The sequence below is a fragment of the Bacillus sp. 01N42_2 genome, from assembly GCF_056399565.1.
The window spans coordinates 1-25,205 of record NZ_JBFTRO010000009.1 but is presented as its reverse complement, the minus strand read 5'-3'; the positions used below and the strand labels follow the sequence as shown (position 1 = coordinate 25,205).

27 protein-coding genes, 2 tRNA genes and 1 rRNA gene are annotated in these 25,205 nt (G+C 44.2%); 7 read left to right on the top strand and 23 right to left on the bottom strand.

Features of this window, described 5'->3' with window-relative positions:
• Nucleotides 1-8: 8 nt before the first annotated feature.
• From AC1DN5_RS16875 to gutB, 7 genes are all read right to left on the bottom strand, one after another.
• Nucleotides 9-770, bottom strand: a complete 762-nt coding sequence (locus AC1DN5_RS16875; protein WP_366970126.1) for a TPM domain-containing protein — start codon at nt 768-770, stop codon at nt 9-11.
• Nucleotides 770-1,795: a TFIIB-type zinc ribbon-containing protein gene (locus AC1DN5_RS16870; RefSeq protein ID WP_025649882.1), complete on the bottom strand. Its 1,026-nt coding sequence runs from the start codon at nt 1,793-1,795 to the stop codon at nt 770-772. The genes AC1DN5_RS16875 and AC1DN5_RS16870 overlap by 1 nt, the downstream gene beginning before the upstream one ends.
• A gap of 50 nt (nt 1,796-1,845) precedes the next feature.
• A complete protein-coding gene (locus tag AC1DN5_RS16865) occupies nt 1,846-2,532 on the bottom strand; it encodes a PspA/IM30 family protein (RefSeq protein ID WP_366970112.1) in 687 nt (228 codons plus the stop codon).
• 115 nt (nt 2,533-2,647) lie between these two features.
• A complete protein-coding gene (locus AC1DN5_RS16860) occupies nt 2,648-2,965 on the bottom strand; it encodes a DUF4306 domain-containing protein (protein ID WP_366970113.1) in 318 nt (105 codons plus the stop codon).
• Nucleotides 2,966-3,196: 231 nt separating this feature from the next.
• On the bottom strand, nt 3,197-4,159 hold the full coding sequence (locus tag AC1DN5_RS16855) for a carbohydrate kinase family protein (protein WP_064778063.1): 963 nt from the start codon (nt 4,157-4,159) through the stop codon (nt 3,197-3,199).
• A 101-nt stretch (nt 4,160-4,260) separates the two neighbouring features.
• Complete coding sequence (locus AC1DN5_RS16850; RefSeq protein WP_366970127.1) at nt 4,261-5,637, bottom strand: MFS transporter; 1,377 nt, start codon at nt 5,635-5,637, stop codon at nt 4,261-4,263.
• A gap of 74 nt (nt 5,638-5,711) precedes the next feature.
• Entirely contained in the window at nt 5,712-6,773 is a 1,062-nt protein-coding gene (gene gutB, locus AC1DN5_RS16845; RefSeq protein WP_045926864.1) for a sorbitol dehydrogenase, read from the bottom strand.
• Between the two features lie 200 nt (nt 6,774-6,973).
• Between gutB and AC1DN5_RS16840 the strand changes: the two genes are divergently transcribed.
• Nucleotides 6,974-9,451, top strand: a complete 2,478-nt coding sequence (locus tag AC1DN5_RS16840) for an NB-ARC domain-containing protein (RefSeq protein WP_366970115.1) — start codon at nt 6,974-6,976, stop codon at nt 9,449-9,451.
• A gap of 197 nt (nt 9,452-9,648) precedes the next feature.
• Here AC1DN5_RS16840 and AC1DN5_RS16835 read toward each other — a convergent pair whose 3' ends face one another.
• The gene (locus AC1DN5_RS16835) at nt 9,649-10,038 is read right to left on the bottom strand and encodes a hypothetical protein (protein ID WP_016937058.1); all 390 of its coding nucleotides are present in this window, start codon (nt 10,036-10,038) and stop codon (nt 9,649-9,651) included.
• 482 nt (nt 10,039-10,520) lie between these two features.
• On the bottom strand, nt 10,521-11,120 hold the full coding sequence (locus AC1DN5_RS16830) for a hypothetical protein (protein ID WP_029575256.1): 600 nt from the start codon (nt 11,118-11,120) through the stop codon (nt 10,521-10,523).
• Between the two features lie 197 nt (nt 11,121-11,317).
• Here AC1DN5_RS16830 and AC1DN5_RS16825 point away from each other — a divergent pair, with 197 nt between their 5' ends.
• From AC1DN5_RS16825 to AC1DN5_RS16815, 3 genes are all read left to right on the top strand, one after another.
• Nucleotides 11,318-11,731: a PLAT/LH2 domain-containing protein gene (locus AC1DN5_RS16825; protein WP_016937060.1), complete on the top strand. Its 414-nt coding sequence runs from the start codon at nt 11,318-11,320 to the stop codon at nt 11,729-11,731.
• A gap of 2 nt (nt 11,732-11,733) precedes the next feature.
• A complete protein-coding gene (locus AC1DN5_RS16820) occupies nt 11,734-12,120 on the top strand; it encodes a PLAT/LH2 domain-containing protein (protein WP_016937061.1) in 387 nt (128 codons plus the stop codon).
• A gap of 1,011 nt (nt 12,121-13,131) precedes the next feature.
• Nucleotides 13,132-13,293 carry a tyrosine-type recombinase/integrase gene (locus AC1DN5_RS16815; protein ID WP_223152434.1) on the top strand — a complete coding sequence of 54 codons (162 nt, stop codon included), beginning with the start codon at nt 13,132-13,134 and terminating at the stop codon, nt 13,291-13,293.
• Between the two features lie 194 nt (nt 13,294-13,487).
• Here the strand turns inward: AC1DN5_RS16815 and groL are convergent, their stop codons facing one another.
• Together groL and groES are read right to left on the bottom strand one after the other, a co-directional pair.
• On the bottom strand, nt 13,488-15,122 hold the full coding sequence (groL, locus tag AC1DN5_RS16810; RefSeq protein ID WP_366970116.1) for a chaperonin GroEL: 1,635 nt from the start codon (nt 15,120-15,122) through the stop codon (nt 13,488-13,490).
• 41 nt (nt 15,123-15,163) lie between these two features.
• The gene (gene groES, locus AC1DN5_RS16805) at nt 15,164-15,448 is read right to left on the bottom strand and encodes a co-chaperone GroES (RefSeq protein WP_003155970.1); all 285 of its coding nucleotides are present in this window, start codon (nt 15,446-15,448) and stop codon (nt 15,164-15,166) included.
• A gap of 236 nt (nt 15,449-15,684) precedes the next feature.
• On the opposite strand from groES, the gene AC1DN5_RS16800 reads away from it, so the two are divergent.
• On the top strand, nt 15,685-16,419 hold the full coding sequence (locus AC1DN5_RS16800) for a CPBP family intramembrane glutamic endopeptidase (protein ID WP_060963432.1): 735 nt from the start codon (nt 15,685-15,687) through the stop codon (nt 16,417-16,419).
• A complete protein-coding gene (locus tag AC1DN5_RS16795; protein WP_003155975.1) occupies nt 16,416-16,607 on the top strand; it encodes a YdiK family protein in 192 nt (63 codons plus the stop codon). Before AC1DN5_RS16800 ends, AC1DN5_RS16795 begins: the two co-directional genes overlap by 4 nt.
• A gap of 38 nt (nt 16,608-16,645) precedes the next feature.
• Here the strand turns inward: AC1DN5_RS16795 and tatC are convergent, their stop codons facing one another.
• The 4 genes from tatC to moaC are packed head-to-tail and all read right to left on the bottom strand — an operon-like array spanning nt 16,646 to nt 18,759.
• Nucleotides 16,646-17,407, bottom strand: a complete 762-nt coding sequence (gene tatC, locus AC1DN5_RS16790; RefSeq protein WP_095241917.1) for a twin-arginine translocase subunit TatC — start codon at nt 17,405-17,407, stop codon at nt 16,646-16,648.
• Nucleotides 17,408-17,413: 6 nt separating this feature from the next.
• Entirely contained in the window at nt 17,414-17,584 is a 171-nt protein-coding gene (locus tag AC1DN5_RS16785; RefSeq protein WP_003155981.1) for a twin-arginine translocase TatA/TatE family subunit, read from the bottom strand.
• A gap of 18 nt (nt 17,585-17,602) precedes the next feature.
• A complete protein-coding gene (locus AC1DN5_RS16780; RefSeq protein ID WP_016937064.1) occupies nt 17,603-18,250 on the bottom strand; it encodes a redox-sensing transcriptional repressor Rex in 648 nt (215 codons plus the stop codon).
• Nucleotides 18,247-18,759 carry a cyclic pyranopterin monophosphate synthase MoaC gene (gene moaC, locus AC1DN5_RS16775; RefSeq protein ID WP_003155986.1) on the bottom strand — a complete coding sequence of 171 codons (513 nt, stop codon included), beginning with the start codon at nt 18,757-18,759 and terminating at the stop codon, nt 18,247-18,249. The genes AC1DN5_RS16780 and moaC overlap by 4 nt, the downstream gene beginning before the upstream one ends.
• Nucleotides 18,760-18,898: 139 nt before the next feature.
• On the opposite strand from moaC, the gene AC1DN5_RS16770 reads away from it, so the two are divergent.
• Entirely contained in the window at nt 18,899-20,827 is a 1,929-nt protein-coding gene (locus AC1DN5_RS16770; protein ID WP_045926868.1) for an ABC-F family ATP-binding cassette domain-containing protein, read from the top strand.
• A gap of 223 nt (nt 20,828-21,050) precedes the next feature.
• Here the strand turns inward: AC1DN5_RS16770 and tsaD are convergent, their stop codons facing one another.
• The 8 genes from tsaD to rrf all read right to left on the bottom strand — a co-directional run bounded on the left by tsaD (nt 21,051) and on the right by rrf (nt 25,172).
• Nucleotides 21,051-22,091, bottom strand: coding sequence for a tRNA (adenosine(37)-N6)-threonylcarbamoyltransferase complex transferase subunit TsaD (gene tsaD / locus AC1DN5_RS16765; protein ID WP_016937066.1), 1,041 nt, complete (start codon nt 22,089-22,091; stop codon nt 21,051-21,053).
• The gene (rimI, locus tag AC1DN5_RS16760; RefSeq protein ID WP_016937067.1) at nt 22,084-22,539 is read right to left on the bottom strand and encodes a ribosomal protein S18-alanine N-acetyltransferase; all 456 of its coding nucleotides are present in this window, start codon (nt 22,537-22,539) and stop codon (nt 22,084-22,086) included. Before rimI ends, tsaD begins: the two co-directional genes overlap by 8 nt.
• Nucleotides 22,540-22,549: 10 nt before the next feature.
• Nucleotides 22,550-23,239: a tRNA (adenosine(37)-N6)-threonylcarbamoyltransferase complex dimerization subunit type 1 TsaB gene (tsaB, locus tag AC1DN5_RS16755; protein ID WP_366970117.1), complete on the bottom strand. Its 690-nt coding sequence runs from the start codon at nt 23,237-23,239 to the stop codon at nt 22,550-22,552.
• A complete protein-coding gene (gene tsaE / locus AC1DN5_RS16750; protein ID WP_045926870.1) occupies nt 23,220-23,696 on the bottom strand; it encodes a tRNA (adenosine(37)-N6)-threonylcarbamoyltransferase complex ATPase subunit type 1 TsaE in 477 nt (158 codons plus the stop codon). Before tsaE ends, tsaB begins: the two co-directional genes overlap by 20 nt.
• Nucleotides 23,697-23,711: 15 nt before the next feature.
• Nucleotides 23,712-24,689, bottom strand: a complete 978-nt coding sequence (thiL, locus tag AC1DN5_RS16745; protein ID WP_366970118.1) for a thiamine-phosphate kinase — start codon at nt 24,687-24,689, stop codon at nt 23,712-23,714.
• Between the two features lie 182 nt (nt 24,690-24,871).
• Nucleotides 24,872-24,948 (bottom strand) — tRNA-Asp (locus AC1DN5_RS16740).
• Between the two features lie 12 nt (nt 24,949-24,960).
• Nucleotides 24,961-25,037, bottom strand: a tRNA-Met gene (locus AC1DN5_RS16735).
• A 19-nt stretch (nt 25,038-25,056) separates the two neighbouring features.
• Nucleotides 25,057-25,172 (bottom strand): 5S ribosomal RNA (gene rrf, locus AC1DN5_RS16730).
• Between the last annotated feature and the right edge of the window lie 33 nt (nt 25,173-25,205).

The following is a 25,205-nucleotide window of genomic DNA, read 5'->3' as shown; positions in this document are numbered from 1 at the left end:
CGTTAAATTTAAAAGCTTCCCTTGCTTCCGCTGTAAGACGTGCCGCCCCTCGTGACTCCGCCGTCATTGTCATTATCTTTGTCAGGCTTTCTTTCCCTTGTCACGTCCGTTCGGATATATGTGTCGTGCTGGTCCAGCACTTCAGACGTATCGTGATCCATATACGTGCTTCCGGTGACGGTGACCCTGCCGCCGGAATTGTACACCATCACGGTGACGGCGATACCGGCTGCGGCTGCGGCGATAATCAGCTGAAACCACCATGTGAGCAGCAGATTGTCAGACTTGCTGTCCGGGCTTTTCCCCATATCTTTATAAGACATTTTAATGTAGGTCTTAAATGCCTTTTCATAATGACCTGCGGAAATGTCTGACGAAATCGTATTCCTGATCGTATTCAGCCGGCTGCTGTTCAAATACGTCTCCGCCTTTTTATACCCGGAGATAAACACTTCCCGGTCCTTCATATCAATGGTTAATATCGCCGTGCTTCCGCTAAAATGACTGTCATAAAAATCACCGGCATACTGCTCGATGTCCTTACCGTCCGTTCCGTTTACGGTAAGAATGATAAAATCGGTATGGCGCTTTGCCCCGAGCTTCCCCGCCAATTCCTCAAGTTTCTTCGTTTCATCCTTCGTTAATAAATGAGCATTGTCATAAACATATTGCTTCTGTTCCGCAGCAGACGCTGTTGTATGTAAAGAAAAAGACAGCATCAGAAAAAGGACGAAGCAGAAGAGACACGCTTTTTTCATTGATCCTCTCATCAAAAACCGCCTCCTATCATAAGTGAGACGAGTCTTAATGCTAAAAACGCACCGGCGGTTATGCCGCCGAACCAAGCAGCCACTTTTCCGGCACTGATCGGCGGTTTGCCGACAACCTTGCCCGTCTGCCCGTTCATCGCAAAAATGTGCTCAGTCCGCTCATAATCGTAGCTGACCATCCAGACCGGAAGCAGCACGTAAAAGCTGCTGATCTTATCCGTCTGAATCTGTTCATCCGTTATGTCAGCCGTCGTATAGCCGGAGAAGGTGGATCTGATATAAGAATCAATATAATGGCTGATTTTATCCTTCGCCCGCGGAAAGAGATCGTCATCGGTATAATTGTACTTTTCCGCTATATAGCCAGCTAAATAAGCCGTATTAAACTCCTTCAGCTCACTGTAAGCGTAAGGCTCCAATTTGTCCATTAATTCATCATTCATTTTTTCTGAAGCGTCGACCGGAATTTTGAGATAATCGAGATTGATATCACGGTACGCGTTGTAATACTCGGTCTCCGTCACCCGATATTCGCCATCATCATAATGATGCACTCTCGTACAAACGGCATTGACCTGAACCTTGCTGTTTAAGTCAAACATCCAAAACGGCACGTACATACCGGTTATACTCTTCACCCGATCGGCAGTCATAAATCCCCTCGGTGTCAGCCGGCCGTTTCGGCACCACTTTTTAAAAGCGCTCATGGCCTCTTCTTTACTGATCGTAAAAGGAATCACCATGGAAGGCGCGAGGTTTCCTGATAATCGGTCGGCGAGAACGGCGGCTCCTCCGCAAAATCCGCACGTCGTGGCAGTCGTTTCCGCCTCAGTCATCAGAACCGCGCCGCAGTTCTCACAGCGGTACTCGTTCGCCTCATTTTCGGAAAATCTCGTCGTAATATACTCCTTTGGCAGGCTTTCAATCTGATCCTGCCGCCCGCAGCTGTGACATGTCAGCATGCCGGATGAACTGTCAAAGACCATATCATCTCCGCAGTTCGGACATTTATAAGAAATGATCATTCTGTTTCTCTCACTTTCTCTTTATATCGGACAAAGCTGCAGCCCGCTTTCTATTGATCTTTACTGAAAAGCATTTTCTGCTTGAGCGCCGCCAGTTCATCATCAACACTGCTTTGATTGCTGTCATATTTAGCCGTCAGCTCGTCAATATCGTCTTTCGGAGACGCGTTCAGCTCAGCCATCGCATTGGCATGATCAAGCGCCCGGTTGACCTTGTCTTCCATTCTGCCGAAAGCGGTCAGCGATTGGCCCGCATTTGACACAGAGGACCCCAGTTTATTCATTCTTTCCTGTGTTTTCGCCACAGACCACTTCGCTTTGATGGCATTTCGCCGCGACTCAAGCTCTCCGATATCAGCAACAAGCTTGTCATGCATTTTGCGCATTTGAGACGCGTTGGAAGAAGCTAGCTGATAAGCCGTTTGCAGCTCAGTCAGTCTTGTTTCAACAGCCGCTTTCCTTTCCAAAAATGTCCGCGCATCGGCTTCATTGCCTGCCTGTAAAGCTTTCATCGCGTAGCTTTCCATCTTTTCGGCATCGGCCTGACATTCCGTCAACGCTCTTTTCGCCCGCTGTTCCTCAGCCATGACAGAAGCCGTCTCCGCCTTCACTTTTCCTAAATCACTGTTCAGATTCCGCAAATATTGATCAACCATTTTCTCAGGGTTTTCAGCTTTATCCAGCAACGCATTGATATTGCTTGACATAATGTCTTTAAATCTTCCTAAAATACTCATTTTTCATTTTCCTCCTAAAGTTAAATAGTAACAAGTTCACAGTTATATATACTGATTTTTTTCGAAAAAAGTTTCATTTTCTCATGAATTCATGTATTTTTATATGAAAATAGTCTCATTGAACCCATTTTTGCCGGCGGATATTCTTCATGACCAAATACAGTGAAAACAAAAAATAAATAAACAGCCCGATCATCAATCCGCTCACTAACGGATAATGCTTAGCAGAATACACAAAGAAATCCAGCTGTGATATCTGCTCGGGCCTTGTAATTGTATCCGTCCCATTCAGCAGCTTTGAAAATTTAGCCGTATAATTCCAATCAAACGAATCAGTAACAAGCTCACTCCCCTGATACCAATTCACAGCAGCGAGACAGAAAAAACAAAAAATAGAAAACGTGCATTGCACAATAAGAAAAATATGTTTCATGAACATTCCTCCGCAGTCCAATATTTAAAGGCCGTCACCCTGTACATGACGGCAGCAGCAGAAACTTGGTTTTACTCGGGACCTGATAAAAACGTTATTGTATGTACTTCACAATGGTTCAATTTACTGGATATCTCTATAGAGTATACCGTATATCGAAAAGGCTTTCAGTCCTAAATAAAAAAGGATGCTTCCCGAAGTCCGATGACTCTCAAGAAACATCCTCCATATTTAAAGTGATACTTCAACCTCTTTTAAGCTCGGCAAAGCATCGATCGCACCGATTTTGGTGCACACGAGCGCCCCTGCCTTATTGGCAAATGAGACAATATCACGCAGCTTCGCAAAATCAGCGGCTGCCGTCTGAATCTCATCAATGCGTGCCAGCTGATACAGCGCCGCGCCGACAAACGCATCTCCCGCTCCCGTTGAATCTATTGATGTCACCTGAATACTCGGAATGATGTCAAGATCTTTTCCATTTGAAAGAAGGGTTCCGCTTTTTCCGAGTGTCACCGCCACAATGCCGGCCCCGATCTCGTGAAGGATCGCAACACCTTCTTTATGATCCTTCGCACCGCTGATGATCTCAAGCTCCTCATCACTGACTTTCACAAAATCACTTACGGCAATTGCTTTTTTTGCGGTGTTTATAAACTCTGAAACTCTTCCCTTCCATAAATCCTCACGGTAGTTAGGATCGAAGGAAACAAACTGTCCATTGTCTTTCGCAATCGACATCAGCCGTAAATAGGCTGAGCAAAACGGATCTGATAACAGTGCCGTCGCTGAGCCGAAATGAAGGATTTTCGCATCGTTTACCTTTTCCTGATCAATATCCTCAAGCGTAAACAAAGCGTCCGCTCCTCTGTTAAACACAAAGTCGCGCTCCCCATTTTGTTTTAATGAAACAAACGCCAGCGTTGTAGGCGCTTTCTCATCCATGACGAGCATAGAGGTATCGACGTGTACGGCGTCTAATGTCTGCTTCAAAAAATACCCGAACGGATCCTTGCCTGTTTTTCCGCTGAAAGCCGCGTCTCCGCCCAATTTGGCAATCGCTGCCGACACATTTGCCGGTGCCCCGCCGGCACTTTTTAAGAAATTGCGCCCTTCCGTCAAGTCGACATCCACATCGGTACAAAAGAAATCAATTAATAATTCTCCAATACAAATAACAGATTGGCTTCCCACATTATCACACTCATTTATCAATTCTCGATTATAGTTTCAGTATAGTGCTTTCTGTCATAAATACAACCGTTTACATTGAATATTTTAAATTTTACATATACTTATCTTACAGCTCTTTGCTCCAGATCAGACATCATCTGCTGATATTTTTTTTCAGTTAAAGGATAAAAAGAAATAAGAATAATGGACAGCAGAATGAACAATCCCGGAATGAGCGCATTCATATTTTTAATCGCATTCAATGACGATGCCGCCTGTTCGGTATTCGCAGCATACCCGGCGATTCCGAGATAAACGGCCGAAAATGACCCGGCTAACGCAACGCCGAGCTTATTGATAAAACTCATGCTCGATATCACCACGCCATCTGCCCGGACCCCGGTTTTCCATTCCGCATAATCGACACAATCGGCAACCATTCCCCAAGCAAGGGTATTCAAAGGCGTCGTGAAAAATCCAGAAACAAAAAGCCAAAAGAAAATAAGCGGAATCGAGGAATACGATGTAAACTGAAGGCCCACATAAGAAATCAGCGATAGCGCCGCCGTAATGATCATGACCTGCTTCCGGCCCCGCTTCTCAGCAAAGAAAGGAATAAACAGATTGCTGATCAGCGCCGCTCCGAAAAACAATACGGTTCCTAAAAACACAAATTCCTTATGGCTGACGTTATACGTAAAATAGTACACCATCGTGCTGAGCTTAATGTTAAACCCGATCGCAAACGCTAAAAATGAAGAGACCAAAATAAGCAAAGGCTTATTTCTGAACAAAACAGATAACGTTTTTTTCATTCCTTGTTTTTTTCTTTTTTCAGGCTGAATCCGCTCCCGCACTGTAAAGAAACTGAACAGATTCAACGCGATGCTCACCGCCGCATAAATAAGCGCCGTCATCTGGAAACCAAACGCCTGGTCTTTCCCGCCGATAGCGTCCGCAAGCGGTGCCGCACAGGAAATCGATAACAGAATTCCGATATAAACCAAAATCATCCGTGTCGTCGTCAGAACCGTCCGTTCCTCCACGGAATTCGTCATCCGCCCCGTTAAGCTGTTGACTGGGATCGTCTGCATGCTGAAGGACATCCCAAGCAGAATATAGGTGATGTACGCGTATACCATGTTTCCCGTCTCGCCGAAATGAGGGGTCGTGAAGCATAAGAACGTAAATAGCGCAAAAGGAAACGCCACCCACAGCAGATACGGCCTTGCCTTTCCCCATCTAGTATTCGTCTTGTCTAAAATCACGCCCATAACCGGATCAAAAATAGCGTCCAGCACCCTTACGATCAGAAACAAAGCTGCAATAACCGCAGGCTTAATGCCGCCTACGTCTGTATAGTAGAATAATAAGTATGCGTTTACAAACTGAAAGATCACATTGTACGACATATCGCCGAACCCGTATCCGATCCGTTCCATCCAGGACAGGCCGCGATGTTTTGTCTTTATTGCCGCTGCTTTTTCTGTTTCAATCATCATATCCCACCCCAAGAATCCGTTTTCATTTTTTGATAAGCAAGAGGGAGAATGCAAAGATCCTCCCTGTTCAATCAGCGATTTGGATATACCATCACTTTTAAGCATTCATTTTTGTATTGAAAGGCGCGTTCCATCGCCTCCTGCGTCTTCTCAAGCGGATATTGGTCCGTTACAAGGTGCTTCGTGTCCACAATGCCGGAAGCAAGAAATTCAATTCCCTTCGGATACGTATTCGCATAACGGAAGATTCCGTATATATCAATCTCGTTATCTGCAATAAACGGCACATTGAGCGGAATCTCGTTCTGAGAAGGCAAACCGACAATCGCCAGTTTTCCGCCCCGGCGCACGGAAGCCAGTGCGGATTGCAATGCCGCCGGATTCCCCGCTGTTTCCCAGGCAGCATCAACTCCTCTTCCATTTGTGATCGTTTTAATCTCTTCAAGGGCATCCTGTTCCCGGACATTGATGACATGCGTCGCTCCCATTTTCTTCGCGGCTTCTAACCGCAGCGGCTCCAAGTCGGTCACAATGATTGTGCCTGCCCCGTATGCTTTCGCTGCCGCAACAGCCATTAATCCAACAGGCCCCATTCCCATGATCGCAATCGTTGATCCGGGCTGAAGCTTCGTTCTCGCGGCCGCATGAATACCGACAGAAAACGGTTCAATTAAAGCCGCATCTTCATAGGAAAGTGAATCCGGAATCGAAAAAACAAAGTCCTGACGCATTTTGATGTATTGGACAAACGCGCCGTCTACCGGCGGCGTCGCCAAAAACTGTACATCCGGGCAAAGATTATAACGCCCCTCCTTGCACGCCTCACAGCGTCCGCATGTGACACCCGGTTCGACAGCGACCCGGTCTCCTATTTTAAATTGATCGACAGACGATCCGACGGCGGCAATTTCTCCCGCGCATTCATGACCGAGGATAAATGGTTTTTCCACTACATAATTGCCGATTCTGCCATTTGTATAGTAATGCAGATCAGATCCGCAAATTCCGACAGCCATCACCTTTATCAATACTTCATCATGATTGATCTCAGGCACAGGCAATGTTTCGATTTTGATTTCTCTCGTGTTATGCATAACCGCCGCTTTCATGTTTTGAGGCACTGTGTGAGTCATTTGGCAAAATCCTTTCTCTGCTCTGAAATGTAAGTGCATACATTTTTGTTTTCTCTGTTACTGCCCCCATTTTATCTGCTTTTCAAGACGTGTAAAAGCCTTTCCTGCTGTATAAAAGGACAGCGGCACTGTACTTTTTATTTTTTCATATACAAAAAACACTGAATTGATAAAATAGTACTAATAGGAGGTGCAGGCTAATGGCTGAACTTGAAAACCGGGCACAATTTGCAGAACTGCTGGCGCCTGCCGTCAAATCGCTGAAACTTCATCCTGATTACAAAATCAAAAGGACAAAGAACGTAAAAGCAGGACAGTCTTATATAGACAAAATTGCACTCCGATTAGGCGTGTCCTCTAACACGATCAAAAGCTGGATCGGACAGATGGGCGCAAACTACATTCCCGGACGAATTGACGACGGTAAGCTGTTCGGCATGATCTGGATTATTATAGAAAAGACCGACATGGATCCTGAATGGCTGACCGGCCTTCTGGAAACCACCACCATTCCCGTCATCAAACCCGCATTACCCGTTTGGACGGCGTCTTGCCTAAAAAAAGCAAAAATACGCCGGAAAGACGGATCATTCGGAGCGCCGAGTGATGAAGATGTTGAAAAAGCAGTGAAGCGGCTGTTTCATGACAGACCTAGCCATGAAACGAATGCGCTTACAGAACAGTCCGTCACGCATAACCTACCGTCACGCCGGACCGGGAACTTTATCGGCCGCGGCTTTGATATAGAAGCGATCCGGCAATGGATGCTTTCTCCGTCACCGGTCTGTTTAATCACAGGCTGGGCCGGCATGGGAAAAACAACGATTGCTCTTGAAGCAGCCTGCCTTTGTGCCGGAGGTTCTTCAAATTGGCCGGCATTCAACAGCATCATCTGGATCAGCGCTGACTGGAAAGGATTAAGCTTCAGTGATTTTTTAAACACGATTGCCTACCAGCTCGGACGCACCGAACAAATCGACAAATCCATCAACGAAAAACGGTTCGTCGTCCGCAATGCATTAGCCGCTCATTCAAATGAAAAACCCGTGCTGCTGATCGTTGACGGCATTGATACAGCGGAACGTGACATTCTCGAATTTATCATCGGCCTTCCGCAAGGCGTAAAAGTCCTCCTTACGGCACGTGAAAACGTAAAACAGACATATCGGGACGGCCTCGGAGAACTGGCGGCCATCCAGCTGAGCGGTCTTGAACAAACGGATGCCCTTGATTTTTTCCATCAAGAAGTGCACCGCTGTCTGCAAACATGCAATCTCCCGCATAAACGGGAAAAGCTGGAGCAGCTGTTGCAGCTATCGCCTGACCTTAAGAATGAATTTGTCTCGGCAGCCGCCGGCAACCCGAAGGCCATGGCACTCAGCATTGCATACATGTCAGACGACGACATCCCCGCTCCCCAGCTCATTCAAGAGCTTAAACAAGCGGGTTACTCATTATTGGAATTGTTTGAGGTTCTCTTTGGCCGCACATGGGACAGATGTCATGAAGACACACGGAAACTATGGCAGACGCTTTGCTTTTTCGCTAAGCCCCCTGACGAAAAAAGCTTGGCTCAAGCGGCCGGATTAGACGCCCGCCGTTTTCATTACGCGATTGAGCAAATGCGATCATATGCTTTAATACAGCCGGAACGAAGCGAAGGAAGAATTCAATACGCAGCCCATCAAACCGTTGTCGCTTACGGAGAACAGCACTTATCCGAAAATCATGATTTTGCAAAAGAAGCCCGAAGCCGCTGGGCGCATTATTATATGGATTATGCGGAAACCCATATAAAACGGGAACAGCCGAATTCCATCTATTGGAGCTATCTGCTGGGACGGAATTTAGAGCTAATGAAAAAAGAATGGCCGAATATCCTAAAGGTCATCGAATGGTCGAGCGAAACCGGACAACATGAAATCCTGATTAAACTCATCATCCGTATCAGCCATTTTCTAAGCAGAATCAGCCTGCCCCTGCGAATCGAATACGGATTAAAAGCCGCCGATGCCGCCCATCAATCAGGCGAACACACACGGGAAGCCTACTTCAGGATCGACACGGCAGGCTGGGCGCTGATGGAAGTCAACGATTCAGACGGAGCTCTCAGGCAAATAGAAGCCGGCCTGAAGATACTCGAACAATCAGGCGCGCCGGATCACGATGACTTAAAAGTATGGGGAACTGCCCTGCAATCGAGGCTGCTGTTAAAAACCGGAGAATCGGACAAAGCGGCAGCAATGCTGGACGGCATCAAAGATCAGCCCGTCTCGCCCATTATCCGGCACAGGGTTCTTCTGGTCCGCGGCGACCTGAGTTTCGCCCGCTCTCACTATGAAGAAGCCATCACATTATACGAAGCGGCAAACACAACCAGCGCCGCATACGGCGGCGAAAAAACGATAGAAGCCTATTTTAACCTGGGCATGGCTTACGTCAAGTGTGATCAACTCGAAAAAGCGGAAAAAGCCTTTAAACAGATGCTCTATGACAAACACAACGCCAATCAAGTTGAATTGATCTACTATCATTACGGAATGGCACAGCTGTTGTACCGAAAAGGAGAGAAAACGAAAGCAATAGAATCGAATCAGAAAGCCATTCGTCTGATTGATTCGTGGGAGCCTGGGATTGGGATTCGGGGTGAGGTGGGGCAAATGGATATTCTCATTTAAAAGACAACTACATTGCGGCTAGCGGTACGAGCTTTGAAAAACACTCATGACCTTGTTGTTTTTAAAGATAAAAAGGTATCTTAATCAATACAGTAAATTGATTAAGATACCTTGATTGAAAAATTAATATTTCACAGAAAACAAATTTCTAAAGTTAAACTTTTTAACAACAAGAGGTTAATACTTATACAGCCGTATTAATGCTGTACTGTAATATAATGTTTTAGTTCACCTGACCAATATCTTCCTCCCCAATCCTGTCCAACTTGCACATCATACTTACCTGCAGGAAGATTTTTCGTTGAAAAACTCACACGAAAATTACGTGAACCAATACTATGCGAAATATCTTTTCTGGCAAATACTTTACCTTTATTATTTAATATAATTACTGAAAAGCCATTCTCTAAGTCCCTAGCCAAAGTACCCGTAACCACAATGGAAGTGGCACTTTTCGTATATGTATTAGCATCTGTTTTAAATTTGATTGTACCTTTCGAATCCATAGCTAAGGCTTCTGACCCGCCTGCGAAAATGGCAACACCCAAAAGCACTGCTGTAAACAGGGTCATTACTAACTTTTTCATCTTTAGAATTCCTCTTTTCTTTTTAATATTTTAAATCCACAATTATAATAACATATTTTCCTAAAAAAAACAGAGGCTTTTCCATATCTTTCTTCTAAGAAGTGAATAAGTATGATAGAAATTTATTAATAATAATGCAAATTTAAGGTTCTTGTGAAATGAAGCTTAAAATTTGAAGTATCAGATCTATAAAACCTTTGCCAAGGTGCCCTTCCAAGCGCCCAATGAATATGGGGTAGAAAACACAATGTGAATAACAGCATGATAAGTGACACTATCCCTAAATATTTCCTCATGTTTCCCCCCTTTCTCTTTCCTTCCATACTATTAAACAAGACTATTCTAATACCCTTGAACTGCATTTAAAATTGGCTTAGTGTTATTATTTAATAAAGATCTGTGCAATGAAAACTCTTTCTGTCCGATATACCCTTAAGTATTCCTAATCAACATTATGCTGGTGAGTTCAAATATTTCTTAATTCAAACTCTGGTTCTTCTGCTCTTTTTCAAAATCCAAACAAGTAATGCAATAAAAATGATGTTAATTATAAACGCAGAAATAACATAAGTTTCATCTGAAACGCCAATATACTTCCCTTTCGATTCTAAGAGATTCCTTACTTGCTTACTCCATAAAGAACCATTCAGCGAACTATCGTCTGCTCCAAATGTAATTTGTGCTGTTTCCTTATTGCTGTTTGTAATATTAACACCATAAAATACTGTATACCTATTGTTATAAAAGATAGGCATATAAGAATAGTCAGAAACTAAAGGCTTTACCTTTTTGGCAGGTAATGCTACGTACAAAATCGCAGAATAATTACCTACCCCAGTTTCAAATTGCTCTGCTTTAATAAGCTTCGTGTTTGAAGGTAGATCAATATTATAAAAATGCTCAAAAATTTGAATATCTTCTTCCGAAAAATCTGTTAATTGGTAGTAATGCGGATCAATAATACATTTATGAAAATACCATCCATTAAACAATAAAAAACAGGCACTTATTAAAATTACTAATACTCCCTTATATATAATCTTTAACTGTATCACAATGATATGCGCCCCCATAGCATGCATTATAACGCTTTTGCCTTGAAAATAAATGATAAAAATAAAAAAGGGGCCTCTCACAAGTTCATTAAACTTGTGAGGAGGCCTTAATATAGTGTTACACCTGACAAACCCTCATAAACCAAGGGGAACATTTGTATATATACTTTAAAAAAAGTACATACTAAAATTATAACATTTATGTATTGGAGGAAATGATAATAATGGGATATTATGTTGATTTTAAAACCGGTACAGTAAAAGATTCTGGTACTGATGCTACTGTAACTCTTGTCATACAGGACGAACAAAATAAACCACATCGTTTTGAAATTTCTGATACCAATGGTAACTGTTTTGAATCAGGGAGTTATACTAGTTTTTCACTTCACCCTGCCAATGATTTAGGTAACATTAATACAATTAACGTTTCACATGATAATACTGGAACGAATCCCGGCTGGTATCTAGAATTTGTTATCATTCGAAAAGATGGTGAATATTGGTCATTCCCTTATTCAGGTTGGATTTCTCAAAATACATCTCTTTCCATTTCACTCGAAAAATTCCCATTACCTTTATCCTCTAATACTATAATTAAAGAAATACCAAAACCAAAAGAGGAAGGACTTTCATAATAATGGGACTATATTATGTTGATTTTAGAACTAGTACAGTAAAAGATTCTGGTACTGATGCTCCCATAACTCTTATCATACATGATGAACAACATAAACCACATTGGTTTAAACTTTTTGATCCCAAAGGTAACTATTTTGAATCAGGAAGTTTTACAAGTTTTGAAATTGAAACTATTAATGATTTAGGTTCAATTCCTTTGATTAAAATTTGGCATGATCAAACAGGAACCAATCCTTATTGGAATTTAGAATTTGTTAGCATTCGAACAGATTCTAGTTTTTGGTTATTTCCGCATTATGATTGGCTTGAAAAATCAACTACAATAACACCAATATCATGTGGAATTAAGACATCTGGTGATATTAAAGAATTTCCAATTACCTAAAATTAATAATAATTTAATAAGTACACTTATTTTAAATATCCTTTTTATATTTCTAGATCTTGTACCTGACGCTTGGATTGTTTTCCTAATCCCACCGACATATTGGAAGAACGACATCTACCTTATCTGCTCAACATTCTTATCGATCCCAATTCAAGACATTTTCATCCAAGGGTCCAGGTATCAAAACGCGAAAAATTCACTCTAAGATTTTGTTTAGAAGATCTTGAGTTTCTGAACACCTTGTCGCTAAAGGATATAAACGTTTCCCTCCTATTTAGATGTCCAATAACTCATCTACTTCTAAATATAATCGCCAAAATTTAAACGATGAGAGCTTTTTTTAATCTTAAATATCTTCAGACCATAACTTCATGTGGATGACCCCAACGCGTTTCAGTTGAATTTGTCTACATATTCCTGAGTTTTTCATAACAGAATCAGTTCCCCTATTTCACACATTTGAAACACCATTTCAAAATTTAAGGTAAAAATATGGTGTCCTTAGATCTTTTCAACTTGGGCAAATTGCAGAAATTGCTCAAAAAAGCCACTGAGTTTGCAGACTCATTAGGGCTTTTTGGATAAATAAATATATAAGTTTAAATGTCATTTTGTCATGAAAACCTATAAAACGTGATCATAATTAACTTTTTAATATATGACAAAACTTTGACATGATCGTCATATCGATTCATCTAAAAATATACATTTATTTAACGAATAATCATTTAATGTGAAAAAGTTATATTTTATTCCAATCACTTTTTCGCAATGAAATCCCTCTTCTGTATGCATATACCAAAAGTTGTCCTTGTTTCTCTTAAGCCTGGGATTTGTCGTAGAATATGATTGGTTTCAGGAGAATTTTTTAGACATATTGCTTTTGTTTAATAGATATTCGCGCCAGATTTCTAATGAGCATACTTTCTCTCTTAAAGATGAAACAGCGAGTGTTAATATCAGGATTCAGGTTTTATCTTTGCAGACAACATTGGTTATCCGATAGTGATGAAACTAGTAGCGATCCGACTCCAAAGGTTACTTAGAAAGCTTGAGATTAATAAGCATATTACTCCTCATAGCTTCCGACACATGCACACCTCTCTTCTTTTAGAAGCCGGAGCCGGCTTGAGAGAGACTCAAGAACGACTTGGGTCATTCAGACATTAATACAACCATGAATATCTATGCTCACATGACCAAAAATATAGAAGAAAAGACCTCTCATAAGTTCAGTGAACTTACAAAAGGCCTTCTCTAATGAGTAATATTCAGTTATAAAAATAACCGAAGTTAACAAAAAGTTAGCAAATCATGTTTCAAAACCTCATAAACCCTCTACGATCAAGGGTTATAGGCGATGATTACATCATGCCGCCCATACCGCCCATGCCGCCCATGTCAGGCATTCCTGCACCGCTGGAATTTTCTTCCGGTTTGTCAGCGACAACGGCTTCAGTTGTCAGGAGCATTGCTGCTACAGACGCAGCGTTTTGCAGAGCAGAACGCGTCACTTTTGTCGGGTCAACGATTCCTTTTTCGATCATGTTTACCCATTCGCCGGTTGCAGCGTTGAAGCCTACGCCGATTTTTTCGTTTTTCAGGCGCTCAACGATGACAGATCCTTCAAGACCAGCGTTGTGCGCGATTTGACGGATCGGCTCTTCAAGCGCGCGAAGCACGATGTTGATACCTGTTTGCGCATCGCCTTCAGCTTCAACTGCAGCGACTTTGTTGTATACGTTGACAAGCGCTGTACCACCGCCGGATACGATACCTTCTTCAACAGCTGCGCGAGTTGAGTTGAGGGCGTCTTCGATGCGAAGTTTACGCTCTTTCAGCTCAGTTTCAGTCGCAGCGCCGACTTTGATGACAGCTACGCCGCCGGCAAGTTTCGCAAGACGCTCTTGTAATTTTTCTCTGTCGAATTCAGAAGTTGTTTCTTCCACTTGAGCGCGGATTTGGTTGACGCGTGCAGCGATTTTTTCAGTATCGCCGGCGCCTTCTACGATTGTTGTGTTTTCTTTCGTTACCACAACTTTAGAAGCGCGTCCCAACTGTCCGATTTCAGTAGATTTCAGGTCAAGACCTAAATCTTCTGTGATCACTTCTCCGCCTGTAAGAACGGAAATGTCTTCAAGCATTGCTTTACGGCGGTCACCGAAGCCAGGAGCTTTAACGGCAACAGCGTTGAATGTGCCGCGAAGTTTGTTGACAACGAGTGTAGCAAGAGCTTCACCTTCAACATCTTCAGCGATCAGAAGCAATGGTTTGCCTTGCTGTACAACTTGCTCAAGCACAGGAAGGATTTCTTGGATGTTTGTGATTTTTTTGTCTGTGATTAAGATGTAAGGATTGTCAAGAACCGCTTCCATCTTATCAGAGTCAGTCACCATGTAAGGAGATGCATATCCGCGGTCGAATTGCATACCTTCCACAACTTCAAGCTCAGTTGTGAAGCCTTTAGACTCTTCGATTGTGATGACGCCGTCGTTTCCTACGCGCTCCATTGCTTCAGCGATAAGGCTTCCGACTTCCTCATCAGCAGCAGAGATCGCAGCAACCTGAGCGATAGACTCTTTGCCTTCGATCGGCTTAGAAATTTCTTTTAAGTTTTCGATTGCAACAGTTACGGCTTGTTCCATACCTTTACGCACGCCGACAGGGTTTGCTCCCGCAGTTACGTTTTTCAGGCCTTCACGGATCATAGCCTGCGCAAGAACTGTTGCAGTTGTTGTACCGTCACCGGCAACGTCGTTTGTTTTGCTGGCTACTTCAGCTACAAGCTTCGCACCCATGTTTTCAAACGCGTCTTCAAGTTCAATTTCTTTTGCGATTGTCACACCGTCATTTGTAATTAACGGAGAACCGAATTTTTTCTCCAGAACCACGTTGCGTCCTTTTGGCCCTAAAGTTACTTTTACAGCGTCAGCAAGCGCATCGACACCGCGAAGCATAGCGCGGCGTGCTTCTTCACTAAACTTAATATCTTTTGCCATGTTAACGAAACCTCCTCGAATTTTTAAAAGTATTTATTTGCTTAGCCGATAACAGCTAAAATGTCGCTTTCACGTAAGATTAAGTATTCAGTACCTTCGTATTTCACTTCAGTACCGGCGTATTTTGAGAAGATAATGCGGTCGCCCTCTTTTACTTCTAAAGCAACGCGCTCTCCGCTTTCCAACACGCGACCTGAACCGGCTGCCACGATTTTGCCTTCTTGCGGCTTTTCTTTTGCAGAATCCGGTAATACGATTCCGCTGGCAGTTTTTTCTTCAGATTCTACGAGTTCAATGACAACGCGATCACCTAATGGCTTTAACAATGTAATAACCTCCTCAATAGTATGAATATGTAATTTTAGCACTCAGCTCTAAAGAGTGCTAACACAATTATTATAATAAAGAATCTCACTTCCAATTTCAAGTCATAAGAATAAAAAATTTTCACGCTTACATCATTCTCTCTTACAGCGATTTTCTCCTTTTTTCACGTCCGGTTCACTTGTGTTACAATAAAAACAAATAAGTTGATTTTATAGGATAAAGGAGTACATATCATTTGAGAAAACAGTATTGGTATATCATTTTGACATACGTTATCATGCAGCTTTCCGCATTGATCGGCATTCCTTTAATGTACAAATTCGGCTATGCGGGCGGGCATCCTACGAATGCGAATCTCACCATGGCTCAAGGGATTTATTCCGTCGTAAGCTTTTTTATCTGCCTGATTATCGTTCTCTTGATTTTGAGAACCGCGCCGAAGCAGACATTAAGAAACGGGAAGAAAGCATCCGCCGGCATGTCCGTTCTCTGGGCGGTCGCGGGAATATGGCTCGCTTTATTTTCTCAGGGTATCGCCGGAATGATTGAGCAGTATGTCTTTCACGTGAACAGCGGTTCTGAAAACACGAAAGCCATTCTCAACATTATTAAAGCCATGCCGCTCATGATTATCGTTTCTTCTATCGTCGGGCCGATTCTTGAAGAAATCATTTTCCGGAAGATCATCTTCGGTGTATTATATGAAAAAACGAATTTCTTTTTCGCCGGACTGATCAGTTCCGTCATTTTCGGCATTGTGCACCAGGACCTCACACACCTGCTGCTATATACGGCTATGGGCTTTACCTTTGCGTTCTTGTATGTGCAGACGAAACGGATTATTGTGCCGATATTCGCCCATGTCATGATGAATACCATTGTCGTGGTCATGCAGCTCGGCCCCGCCCAAAAATATATTGAACAGCATAGTGAACAAATGCAATTAATTATTGGAGGATTGTTTGTATGAGGAACCCAATGACTTGGGGCTTGATTTATTTCGCAGTCGGCTGTATCTTTACGTATTTGGCCGCAAGCTCGCCGGGAAGCATGTGGTCTTTTTATTCCATACTGCTGATGGTTTTCGCCGCTTATAATATCAGCATCTCGTTTAAAATGTTCGCTTTCTCATTTAAAGTGAAGAAAAATCAAAAATAAAAGAAAAGCCATTTCTCATCATGGAGAAATGGCTTTTTTTATGCTGATACGTCCTGATCGGATTCGCTGCTGCCGGTCTGCCTTTTCCGGTACGCCGCTTTTGAGATTAGGATACTGATCTCATATAAAATGCAAAGCGGAATCGTAATCATCAAGTGAGACAGCAGCTCAGGCGGCGCAATCATCGCGGCGATCACGAGCAGCACAAAATACGCGTACTTCCTGATCTTCGATAAAAACATCGGCGTGACAACCCCGAGCCTCGTTAAAAACATGATCAGCACCGGCATCTGAAACAGCAGCCCGAACGGAATCGTCAGCTGCAGCAGAAAATGAAAGTACTCGCTGATTCCGATCACCTGATTGACATCCAAGTCATTCGAGACCCGCTTCATAAAATCAACGACCAGCGGAAATAAAATATAATAAGAAAATGACACACCGCCGACAAACAGCACGATCGAAATCGGAATATAGCTGAGTGTTACTTTGCGCTCCTTTTCATACAGCCCCGGGCTGACAAACGCCCAAATCTGATAGAGAATAATCGGCGAAGTCAAAATGATGCCGATAATAAACGCGAACTGCAAAAAGATAAACAGCGGATCCGTCAGGTTAAAAGCATTAAGGGTGAGCTCTTTTACTTCATCGGCTTTTTGAAGATACACAATGATAGGTTTTGCCAGAAAAAAGCCGGCAATAAAGAAAACCGTAAAGGATAACGCCACAATCAGCAATCGTTTCCGAAGTTCGGCAATATGCTCCACAAGCGTCATTTGATTCACTCTCATACGCGTCATCCTATCTTACTGTTCTTCTTTCTTTTTTTCCTCTTCTTCACCGGCTAATCCCTTAGTGGCGTTCTTAAATTCACGAAGCGTGTCCCCCGCGGCTTTTCCTAACTCGGGAAGCTTCTTCGGACCGAAAATAATCACCGCCACCACACCGATAACAGCCAGGCTTCCAGGACCGATCATGTGCAGCTCCTCCTTTCGTTATTCAATTTCTTCCAAAACAGAATAATGCTTTAAGAAATAAACCAATGATTGAAGCTCTACAGCTAAATCTATATGATGAATTCGAATGTGATCCGGCACATTCAAACGGGCCGGCGTAAAGTTAAGGATTCCCTTGATTCCGAGCGACACGAGCCGATCGGTGATTGACTGCGCGGCAACCGCCGGAACGGTAAGAATCGCCACGGGTTCATCCTTAATGTGAAGTTCTAAATCATTAAGATCATAGACAGGCACGCCGCCTACCTCAGTTCCTATTTTACTCTGATTCACATCAAAAGCCATAGATATTTTTGTGTTATTATTTTTTGTGAAATTATAGTGAAGAAACGCCGTCCCTAAATTCCCGACACCGATCAAAATGACGTTCGTCGTTTCATCCTGATCCAATGTTTTTCTGAAAAATGACAGCAGGTAATCCACATTATAGCCGTATCCTTTTTTGCCGAGCGCCCCGAAATAGGAAAAATCCCGGCGGATCGTGGCCGAATCGACTTTTACCGCATCGCTCAGTTCAGCAGATGAAACGCGCTGCTTTCCTGACGCGTGTAAATTCTTTAAAAAGCGGTAATAAAGCGGCAGCCGTTTTGCTGTCGCCTGCGGAATTTTTGATTGATCCTTGTTCATGATTGGTCCTCCACTTTATACTCAGATGCATCTCTTTTAAAATCACCGTTTTTGCCTCCCGTTTTTTCCATGAGGCAGGTCGGGCCGATGACCATTCCTTTATCCAGCGCCTTGCACATGTCATAAACGGTCAGAGCGCAGACTGAAGCAGAAGTTAGCGCTTCCATTTCCACACCTGTACTCCCTTTCGTTTTTACGCTTGCCTGTATATGAAGAACGGCTTCGGAATCCTTTTCCTCCCAGCCGAATGAAATGTCGACGCTGCTTAAAGAAAGCGGGTGGCACATCGGGATAATCGCTGAGGTCTGCTTTGCAGCCATGATTCCGGCCACCTGTGCGACAGCCAGTACGTCTCCTTTTCCGATCTCGCGGTTTTTGATTCTGCTGTACACGTCATGCTTCATGTGTACGCTGGATATTGCAGCGGCAGTACGGACTGTTGAAGATTTATCGCTTATATCCACCATGCGGGCACGGCCTTCTTCATTAAAATGAGAAAATCCATTCATATTTAAACTCTCCTTACTTCTGATCATACACTATTTTCTCCCTGATGTCTTATCCTATAATGTTCCAATTCTGATGTATTGTTTGCTGACAGCAGGTTGATAAGCTACACTTAACTTATTATAACAGAGGTGAAATAATATGATGATCTTACAAATTAATCAGCTGTCCAAATCTTTTGGCGCTGATCCTATTTTAAACAATATAAAGCTTGAAGTCAGATCTCGGGATCGCATCGCCATTGTAGGCAGAAACGGAGCGGGCAAATCAACTCTCCTTAAAATTATCGCAGGTCACCTTTCATATGAAAAGGGTGAATTAATCAAACCGAAAGAATTAACGATGGGATATCTTGCCCAGCACACAGGCTTGGAATCCCAGCTTACCATAAAAGAAGAACTGCTGAGTGTTTTTGATTTCCTGAAAGCAATGGAAAAAGAAATGCGTTCTATTGAAGAAAAGATGGCTACGGCCGCCCCCGCGGAGCTTGAGACGCTGATGAAAACCTATGACAGGCTTCAGCAGGACTTCAAGGATAAAGGCGGCTACCAGTATGAAGCAGACGTCCGTTCTATCCTTCACGGCCTCGGTTTCGGGAAATTTGACGATTCCGTGAAAGTGCAAAGCCTGAGCGGCGGTCAGAAAACAAGGCTTGCTCTCGGCAAGCTGCTTCTGACCCAGCCTGATCTGCTTATTTTGGATGAACCGACGAACCATCTCGACATCGACACGCTTACATGGCTTGAGCATTATTTACAGGGATATTCAGGCGCCATCCTGATTGTCTCCCACGACAGATATTTCCTTGATAAAGTCGTCAGCCAAGTGTACGAGGTCTCACGGACAGAAAGCAAAAAATACCTCGGCAACTACAGCGCCTATTTAGAACAAAAAGCTGAGCAGTATGAGAAAGACCTGAAGCTGTATGAAAAACAGCAGGACGAAATCGCCAAGCTCCAAGATTTTGTCGACCGCAATCTGGCCAGAGCATCAACAACGAAAAGAGCCCAGAGCAGACGAAAGCAGCTTGAACGGATGGACGTCATGGCAAAGCCGCTTGGTGATGAAAAATCAGCCGCCTTCCGTTTTGACATTACAAAACAGAGCGGAAACGACGTCCTTCGCGTACAGGATGTTTCCATCAGCTATGACGGCCAGCCGCCGCTTTTGAAAAACCTGACCTTCGGCATTACAAGAGGGGAAAGCGCCGCCCTCGTCGGACCGAACGGGATCGGCAAGTCAACCCTGCTGAAAGCCATTACGAATACGCTCAGTCCGAAATCCGGGTCGATCACGTACGGTTCCAATGTCACAATCGGCTATTATGATCAGGAGCAGGCCGAACTGACCTCATCTAAACGCGTCTTGGACGAGCTGTGGGATGAATATCCGGACATGCCGGAAAAAGAGATCAGGACATGCCTCGGCAACTTTCTGTTCAGCGGAGACGATGTCCTGAAACCTGTCCGTTCTCTAAGCGGCGGTGAGAAAGCAAGAGTCGCGCTTGCCAAGCTGATGCTGCAAAAAGCAAACTTTCTCATCCTTGATGAACCGACAAACCACCTTGATCTGGACAGTAAAGAAGTGCTGGAAAACGCCCTGATCGACTATCCGGGAACACTGTTATTTGTATCGCATGACCGCTACTTTATTAACAGGATCGCCACAAGGGTGCTGGAGCTGTCTCCGGATCATGCCGAAGAATATTTGGGTGACTATGACTATTACACCGAGAAAAAAGCCCAGCAGCTGGAATTGGAAGAAATGAAACGGCAGGAAAAAGAGCAAGCACAGCCTGCCGGCAAGGTCAAACAGGACACGAAAAGAACATACGAGGAAGAAAAAGAATGGAAAAAGAAAGAACGGCAGCGCCTGAGACGAATTGAAGAAATCGAAGCAGCCGTCTCATCCGCCGAAGAGAAAATCAGCGCTAATGAGGAGCTGCTGTGCGACCCTGACGTGTATCAGGATCACGAAAAGGTACAGACCATTCACTCAGAGAACGAAGCTCTGAATCAAGAGCTGGAACGATTATTAGCGGAGTGGGAAGAACTCTCCTCAGAAGAATAGAAAAAGTCAAGCACCTCTTTAAGGGGTGCTTTTTTATCCACAGCTTTTCTCCTTGCCTGCTATTTAAGTAAGCGCTTTATACACACTATCCACAAAATTTTCTGACTTTATCCACTTTACTAACAACTTATAGACCCTTATACAGCCTGGATTTCTGAATATATTCACAATCCTGTGGATATGTTAGAATTATCTGTTAATAAATTAAAAAAAGCCTCACGTTTTACAACGTGAGACGATCAAAAGATGTTAATTCCAAGCCGGGCTGTCCATTCATATCATATGAACCCCGGATTCCCTTTTCAAAAGCAACGGTTCCGGCAGCCGCAATCATCGCTGCATTGTCCGTGCATAAAGAAAGCGGCGGGATAACAAGCTCAGGATCTCCCGGATGGCTGAATTCCTGCTGCAGAGCGGCTCTCAGCCCTTTGTTGGCGGCTACGCCTCCCGCAAGCAGCACTTGTTTAACCCCGTATTCTTTCGCAGCCTTAGAGGTTTTTGCCGTCAGTACATCAATGACACTCTGCTGAAAGCTTGCGGCAAGATCCTCAGGAGGAATCACCTCATTTTTTTGCGAGGCGTTATGGAGTGTGTTAATCACGGCTGATTTCAGCCCGCTGAAGCTGAAATTATAAGATCCCTCATCCAGCCACGCACGCGGAAGCGGAATAGAATCCGTTCCCACAGCAGCCAGCTTATCAATCTGCGGCCCTCCCGGATAAGGAAGCCCCATCGTTCTCGCCACTTTGTCGTAAGCTTCGCCTGCGGCATCGTCCAGCGTTTCTCCGATAACCTCGAATGAACCGTGCTCTTCCATATAAACCAATTCCGTATGTCCGCCCGACACAACCAAAGCAAGCGCCGGGAACTGAAGCTCCCCTACCAGTCTGTTTGCATAAATATGGCCCGCAATGTGATGGACGCCGACTAACGGTATTTGATGGGCAAAACTTAACGCCTTTGCCGCATTGACTCCGATTAACAGGGCTCCGACAAGTCCGGGTCCTTCCGTTACGGCAATCGCATCAAGATCGTCAAAGCCCATCTCCGCTTTTAAAAGAGCTTCCTCAATCACTAGGGTAATCTGCTCCACATGATGTCTGGACGCAATTTCAGGCACGACCCCGCCGAACCGTTTATGGCTTTCAATTTGAGAAGCGACTACGTTAGAAACGATTTCTTTACCGTTTTTTACGACTGAAGCCGCTGTTTCATCACAGCTTGTTTCAATTCCTAATACATAAATATCTTGTTTTTCACTCATGTAATGTCACCCACATTAATAACGCATCTTCCCCGTTATCTGTATAGTATTGTTTTCTGATTCCTCCGGCCTGAAGACCGAATTTTTTATATAAGGATTGGGCGGGATGATTCGAGACCCTGACTTCGAGAGAGAGCCTCCTTGCCTTTTTTTCTCTGCACAATTCTACCGCAGCTCGAAACAGCGCTTCTCCCAATGATTGGCCCCGGTATTCCGGCTTAATGGCTATGTTCGTAATCTGCGCGTCATCTATAATAATCCAGATTCCGCAGTACCCCGCCAGACAGCCGTCCTTTTCAATGACAAGGTAGTGCGCATACGGATTTTCCAAAAGCTCATGATAAAATGAATCCTTCGTCCACGGAGAAGTGAAGGATGCTGTTTCAATTTCATAAATTTGATCAATATCTTCCGGCCGCATGCTTCGAATCGCCGTTTTCGTTTTCATCCCCATCACCCTATTTTTGAGATTCCATCCATTTCGCTTCAGCCTCTGCCAGACGCAAATAATCCGGAACAAGGCTGTGGACATCCGCTTCTTCTTTTTCCAAGCCTAAAAACGCCAGCTCTGACGGCCGCGGATTATGCTGTGCAGCCGTTCCCATCACTGCTTGAGATGTCAGTTCATGCAGAATGGTTTCTTCATGAATGGCTGTATCATGCCCTAAAAATAAAACCGGAGACGCTTTTTCTTTCAGCATGCCGAGCCAATCCGTCAAAAGCACATTCTGATCAGGAAGAACGGATTGTAATCGGCCGTCCTGATATTCATAAAGTCCCGTATACACCTGTCCGCGTCTGGCATCAAATAACGGGCAGATCAGACCTTGAAAATGCCGTCCGTTCGCCGCCAGCACCTCAAGGCTCGACACAGCGGAAATCGGAAGCTTCAGCGACCAAGCCAAAGTCTTCGCCAGCGTCACACCGATTCTGACACCAGTGTACGATCCCGGTCCTTTCGCCACCGCTATTTTCGTGAGGTCCTGCGGTTTTAGGCAGCAATCCTCCAGCAATGAATTGACAGCAGGCATCGCCCGCACGGAATGATTCTTTTTTAAATATGTAATATACTCCGCCATCACCGTTTTCTCACGAACGAGCGCGGCACCCAGCGTGTAATTTGACGTATCAATTGCCAGTATTGTCATGTTTATTAATCTCCTCACAAAGCGTTTCATACCGTGTTCCGCAAGCCGTAAAGGTAATGTCCCTTTCCTCATCACCGGCTCTCTTGATGACGATCTGCAGCCGTTCAGCGGGCAGCTGATCCTGAATTAAATGAGCCCATTCAATTAAACAGACGCCTTGTCCTTCAAAATATTCTTCAAGGCCCAAGTCTTCGCTTTCATCCTCCATGCGATACACATCCATATGATATAGAGGAAGCGAACCATCATGGTATTCTTTTATAATTGTAAAGGTCGGGCTGTTTACCACTCTTGTGATCCCCAGTCCTTCGGCAAACCCTTTTGTAAAAGTCGTTTTTCCCGCTCCCAAGTCGCCTTCCAGTGTCAGAATGTCTCCCGGCTTTGCCAATGAAGCGGCAAGCTTGGCTACGGCTTTCGTTTCTTCAGGGTTTTTCGTTCTCCATTGTAATGTCTTCAAAGTGAGTCACCCGTCTTATTTAAAATGATTGTATCCTTTTTTCTCAAGGACGATTTGTCTCTGATCATTGGCTGTCAAAAGAACACTTGCTTCCTTCCGTTCAGACACCGCTCCAATCTTCGCAATCGGAATGCCTGACTGCGTGCAGTAATCAAGCAAAGAGATCCACTCCTGCTGAGAGACCGTTCCAGCCAATTCATAATCTTCTCCGCCGAATAACACCCATCTCTTCCACTGAGGATCTGTCTCAGGCAAATCCGGATGCACCGGCAGAAGCTGTTCTTCAATTTCTATCGTAACTGAGCTTGACTCAGCTATTTCATGCAGTTCACTGGCCAATCCGTCACTGATATCATTCAGAGCCGCGCGTTGAAGCTGAGAGCAGAAGCGGCCGACCTGAACCCTCGGCACGGGCCGTTTATGTTTTTCGATAAAATAATCACCCGTATGAAAAGCAGAAGGAGGCGTTTCTCCTAATAAAAGAGACAGCCCCGCTGCGGACGAGCCGATTTCTCCCGTAACAAAAACGACATCCCCGGGTCTTGCCGAACTTCGCAGACAAGCTCGATTCTTTTCAACTTCTCCGATGACCGTAACGGTAATAACGGCTTGACCGGCAGCGGAAACGGTATCTCCCCCGATCAAATCCATCCGGTATAGTTTCGCCAGTTCCGCCATCCCTTCATACATTGCCTTGACATCAGCTTTCTGCCAGCAGGAGGGAACGGCAAGAGACACCAGATAAAACTTCGGAATGCCTCCCATCGCCGCTACATCACTAATGTTAACAGCGAGCGCCTTATAACCGATATCTTGAGGAGAGGAGTACTCTGATTTAAAATGGACACCCTCCACCATCGTGTCTAAACAGACAATTTGCTGCATGTGAGATGACGCTGTATATACCGCACCATCATCACCGATCCCAACATCGACGGAAGGATGATAATGCGAATGCGGAGTAATACTGTGAATCAAATCAAATTCGTCCATGTTTCTCCCGTCTCCCTTTCTGACGCTCTTGTAAAATACAGCTCTTTCTAGTGTATCGGATTATGTTTCAATATCCAAGACTTTAACGGTATAAAAGAAAGCTTGGTTAGAAACCAAGCTGAAAGTATTAAAAGAAAACACAAAAAAAAACGAAAACATGATCGTTTCGTTTACAATGAAAATGGCGGTCCGGACGGGACTCGAACCCGCGACCTCCTGCGTGACAGGCAGGCATTCTAACCAACTGAACTACCGGACCATTTTTATTTTTTGGTTGCGGGGGCAGGATTTGAACCTGCGACCTTCGGGTTATGAGCCCGACGAGCTACCGAACTGCTCCACCCCGCGATGATAAAATTTTAGAAAAGCTTGGCGGCGTCCTACTCTCACAGGGGGAAACCCCCGACTACCATCGGCGCTGAAGAGCTTAACTTCCGTGTTCGGCATGGGAACGGGTGTGACCTCTTCGCTATCGCCACCAAACCATTGAGAGTGTTCTCTCAAAACTAGATAACA

Excerpts from the sequence above, each read along its gene's own strand:
- AC1DN5_RS16875 (WP_366970126.1), bottom strand. The coding sequence starts at position 770 with ATGAGAGGATCAATGAAAAAAGCGTGTCTCTTCTGCTTCGTCCTTTTT.
- AC1DN5_RS16870 (WP_025649882.1), bottom strand. The coding sequence starts at position 1,795 with ATGATCATTTCTTATAAATGTCCGAACTGCGGAGATGATATGGTCTTT.
- AC1DN5_RS16865 (WP_366970112.1), bottom strand. The coding sequence starts at position 2,532 with ATGAGTATTTTAGGAAGATTTAAAGACATTATGTCAAGCAATATCAAT.
- AC1DN5_RS16860 (WP_366970113.1), bottom strand. The coding sequence starts at position 2,965 with ATGAAACATATTTTTCTTATTGTGCAATGCACGTTTTCTATTTTTTGT.
- AC1DN5_RS16850 (WP_366970127.1), bottom strand. The coding sequence starts at position 5,637 with ATGATTGAAACAGAAAAAGCAGCGGCAATAAAGACAAAACATCGCGGC.
- gutB (WP_045926864.1), bottom strand. The coding sequence starts at position 6,773 with ATGACTCACACAGTGCCTCAAAACATGAAAGCGGCGGTTATGCATAAC.
- AC1DN5_RS16840 (WP_366970115.1), top strand. The coding sequence starts at position 6,974 with ATGGCTGAACTTGAAAACCGGGCACAATTTGCAGAACTGCTGGCGCCT.
- AC1DN5_RS16835 (WP_016937058.1), bottom strand. The coding sequence starts at position 10,038 with ATGAAAAAGTTAGTAATGACCCTGTTTACAGCAGTGCTTTTGGGTGTT.
- AC1DN5_RS16830 (WP_029575256.1), bottom strand. The coding sequence starts at position 11,120 with ATGCATGCTATGGGGGCGCATATCATTGTGATACAGTTAAAGATTATA.
- AC1DN5_RS16825 (WP_016937060.1), top strand. The coding sequence starts at position 11,318 with ATGGGATATTATGTTGATTTTAAAACCGGTACAGTAAAAGATTCTGGT.
- AC1DN5_RS16820 (WP_016937061.1), top strand. The coding sequence starts at position 11,734 with ATGGGACTATATTATGTTGATTTTAGAACTAGTACAGTAAAAGATTCT.
- AC1DN5_RS16815 (WP_223152434.1), top strand. The coding sequence starts at position 13,132 with ATGAAACTAGTAGCGATCCGACTCCAAAGGTTACTTAGAAAGCTTGAG.
- groL (WP_366970116.1), bottom strand. The coding sequence starts at position 15,122 with ATGGCAAAAGATATTAAGTTTAGTGAAGAAGCACGCCGCGCTATGCTT.
- AC1DN5_RS16795 (WP_003155975.1), top strand. The coding sequence starts at position 16,416 with ATGAGGAACCCAATGACTTGGGGCTTGATTTATTTCGCAGTCGGCTGT.
- tatC (WP_095241917.1), bottom strand. The coding sequence starts at position 17,407 with ATGACGCGTATGAGAGTGAATCAAATGACGCTTGTGGAGCATATTGCC.
- AC1DN5_RS16785 (WP_003155981.1), bottom strand. The coding sequence starts at position 17,584 with ATGATCGGTCCTGGAAGCCTGGCTGTTATCGGTGTGGTGGCGGTGATT.
- AC1DN5_RS16780 (WP_016937064.1), bottom strand. The coding sequence starts at position 18,250 with ATGAACAAGGATCAATCAAAAATTCCGCAGGCGACAGCAAAACGGCTG.
- moaC (WP_003155986.1), bottom strand. The coding sequence starts at position 18,759 with ATGAATGGATTTTCTCATTTTAATGAAGAAGGCCGTGCCCGCATGGTG.
- AC1DN5_RS16770 (WP_045926868.1), top strand. The coding sequence starts at position 18,899 with ATGATGATCTTACAAATTAATCAGCTGTCCAAATCTTTTGGCGCTGAT.
- tsaD (WP_016937066.1), bottom strand. The coding sequence starts at position 22,091 with ATGAGTGAAAAACAAGATATTTATGTATTAGGAATTGAAACAAGCTGT.
- rimI (WP_016937067.1), bottom strand. The coding sequence starts at position 22,539 with ATGAAAACGAAAACGGCGATTCGAAGCATGCGGCCGGAAGATATTGAT.
- tsaB (WP_366970117.1), bottom strand. The coding sequence starts at position 23,239 with ATGACAATACTGGCAATTGATACGTCAAATTACACGCTGGGTGCCGCG.
- thiL (WP_366970118.1), bottom strand. The coding sequence starts at position 24,689 with ATGGACGAATTTGATTTGATTCACAGTATTACTCCGCATTCGCATTAT.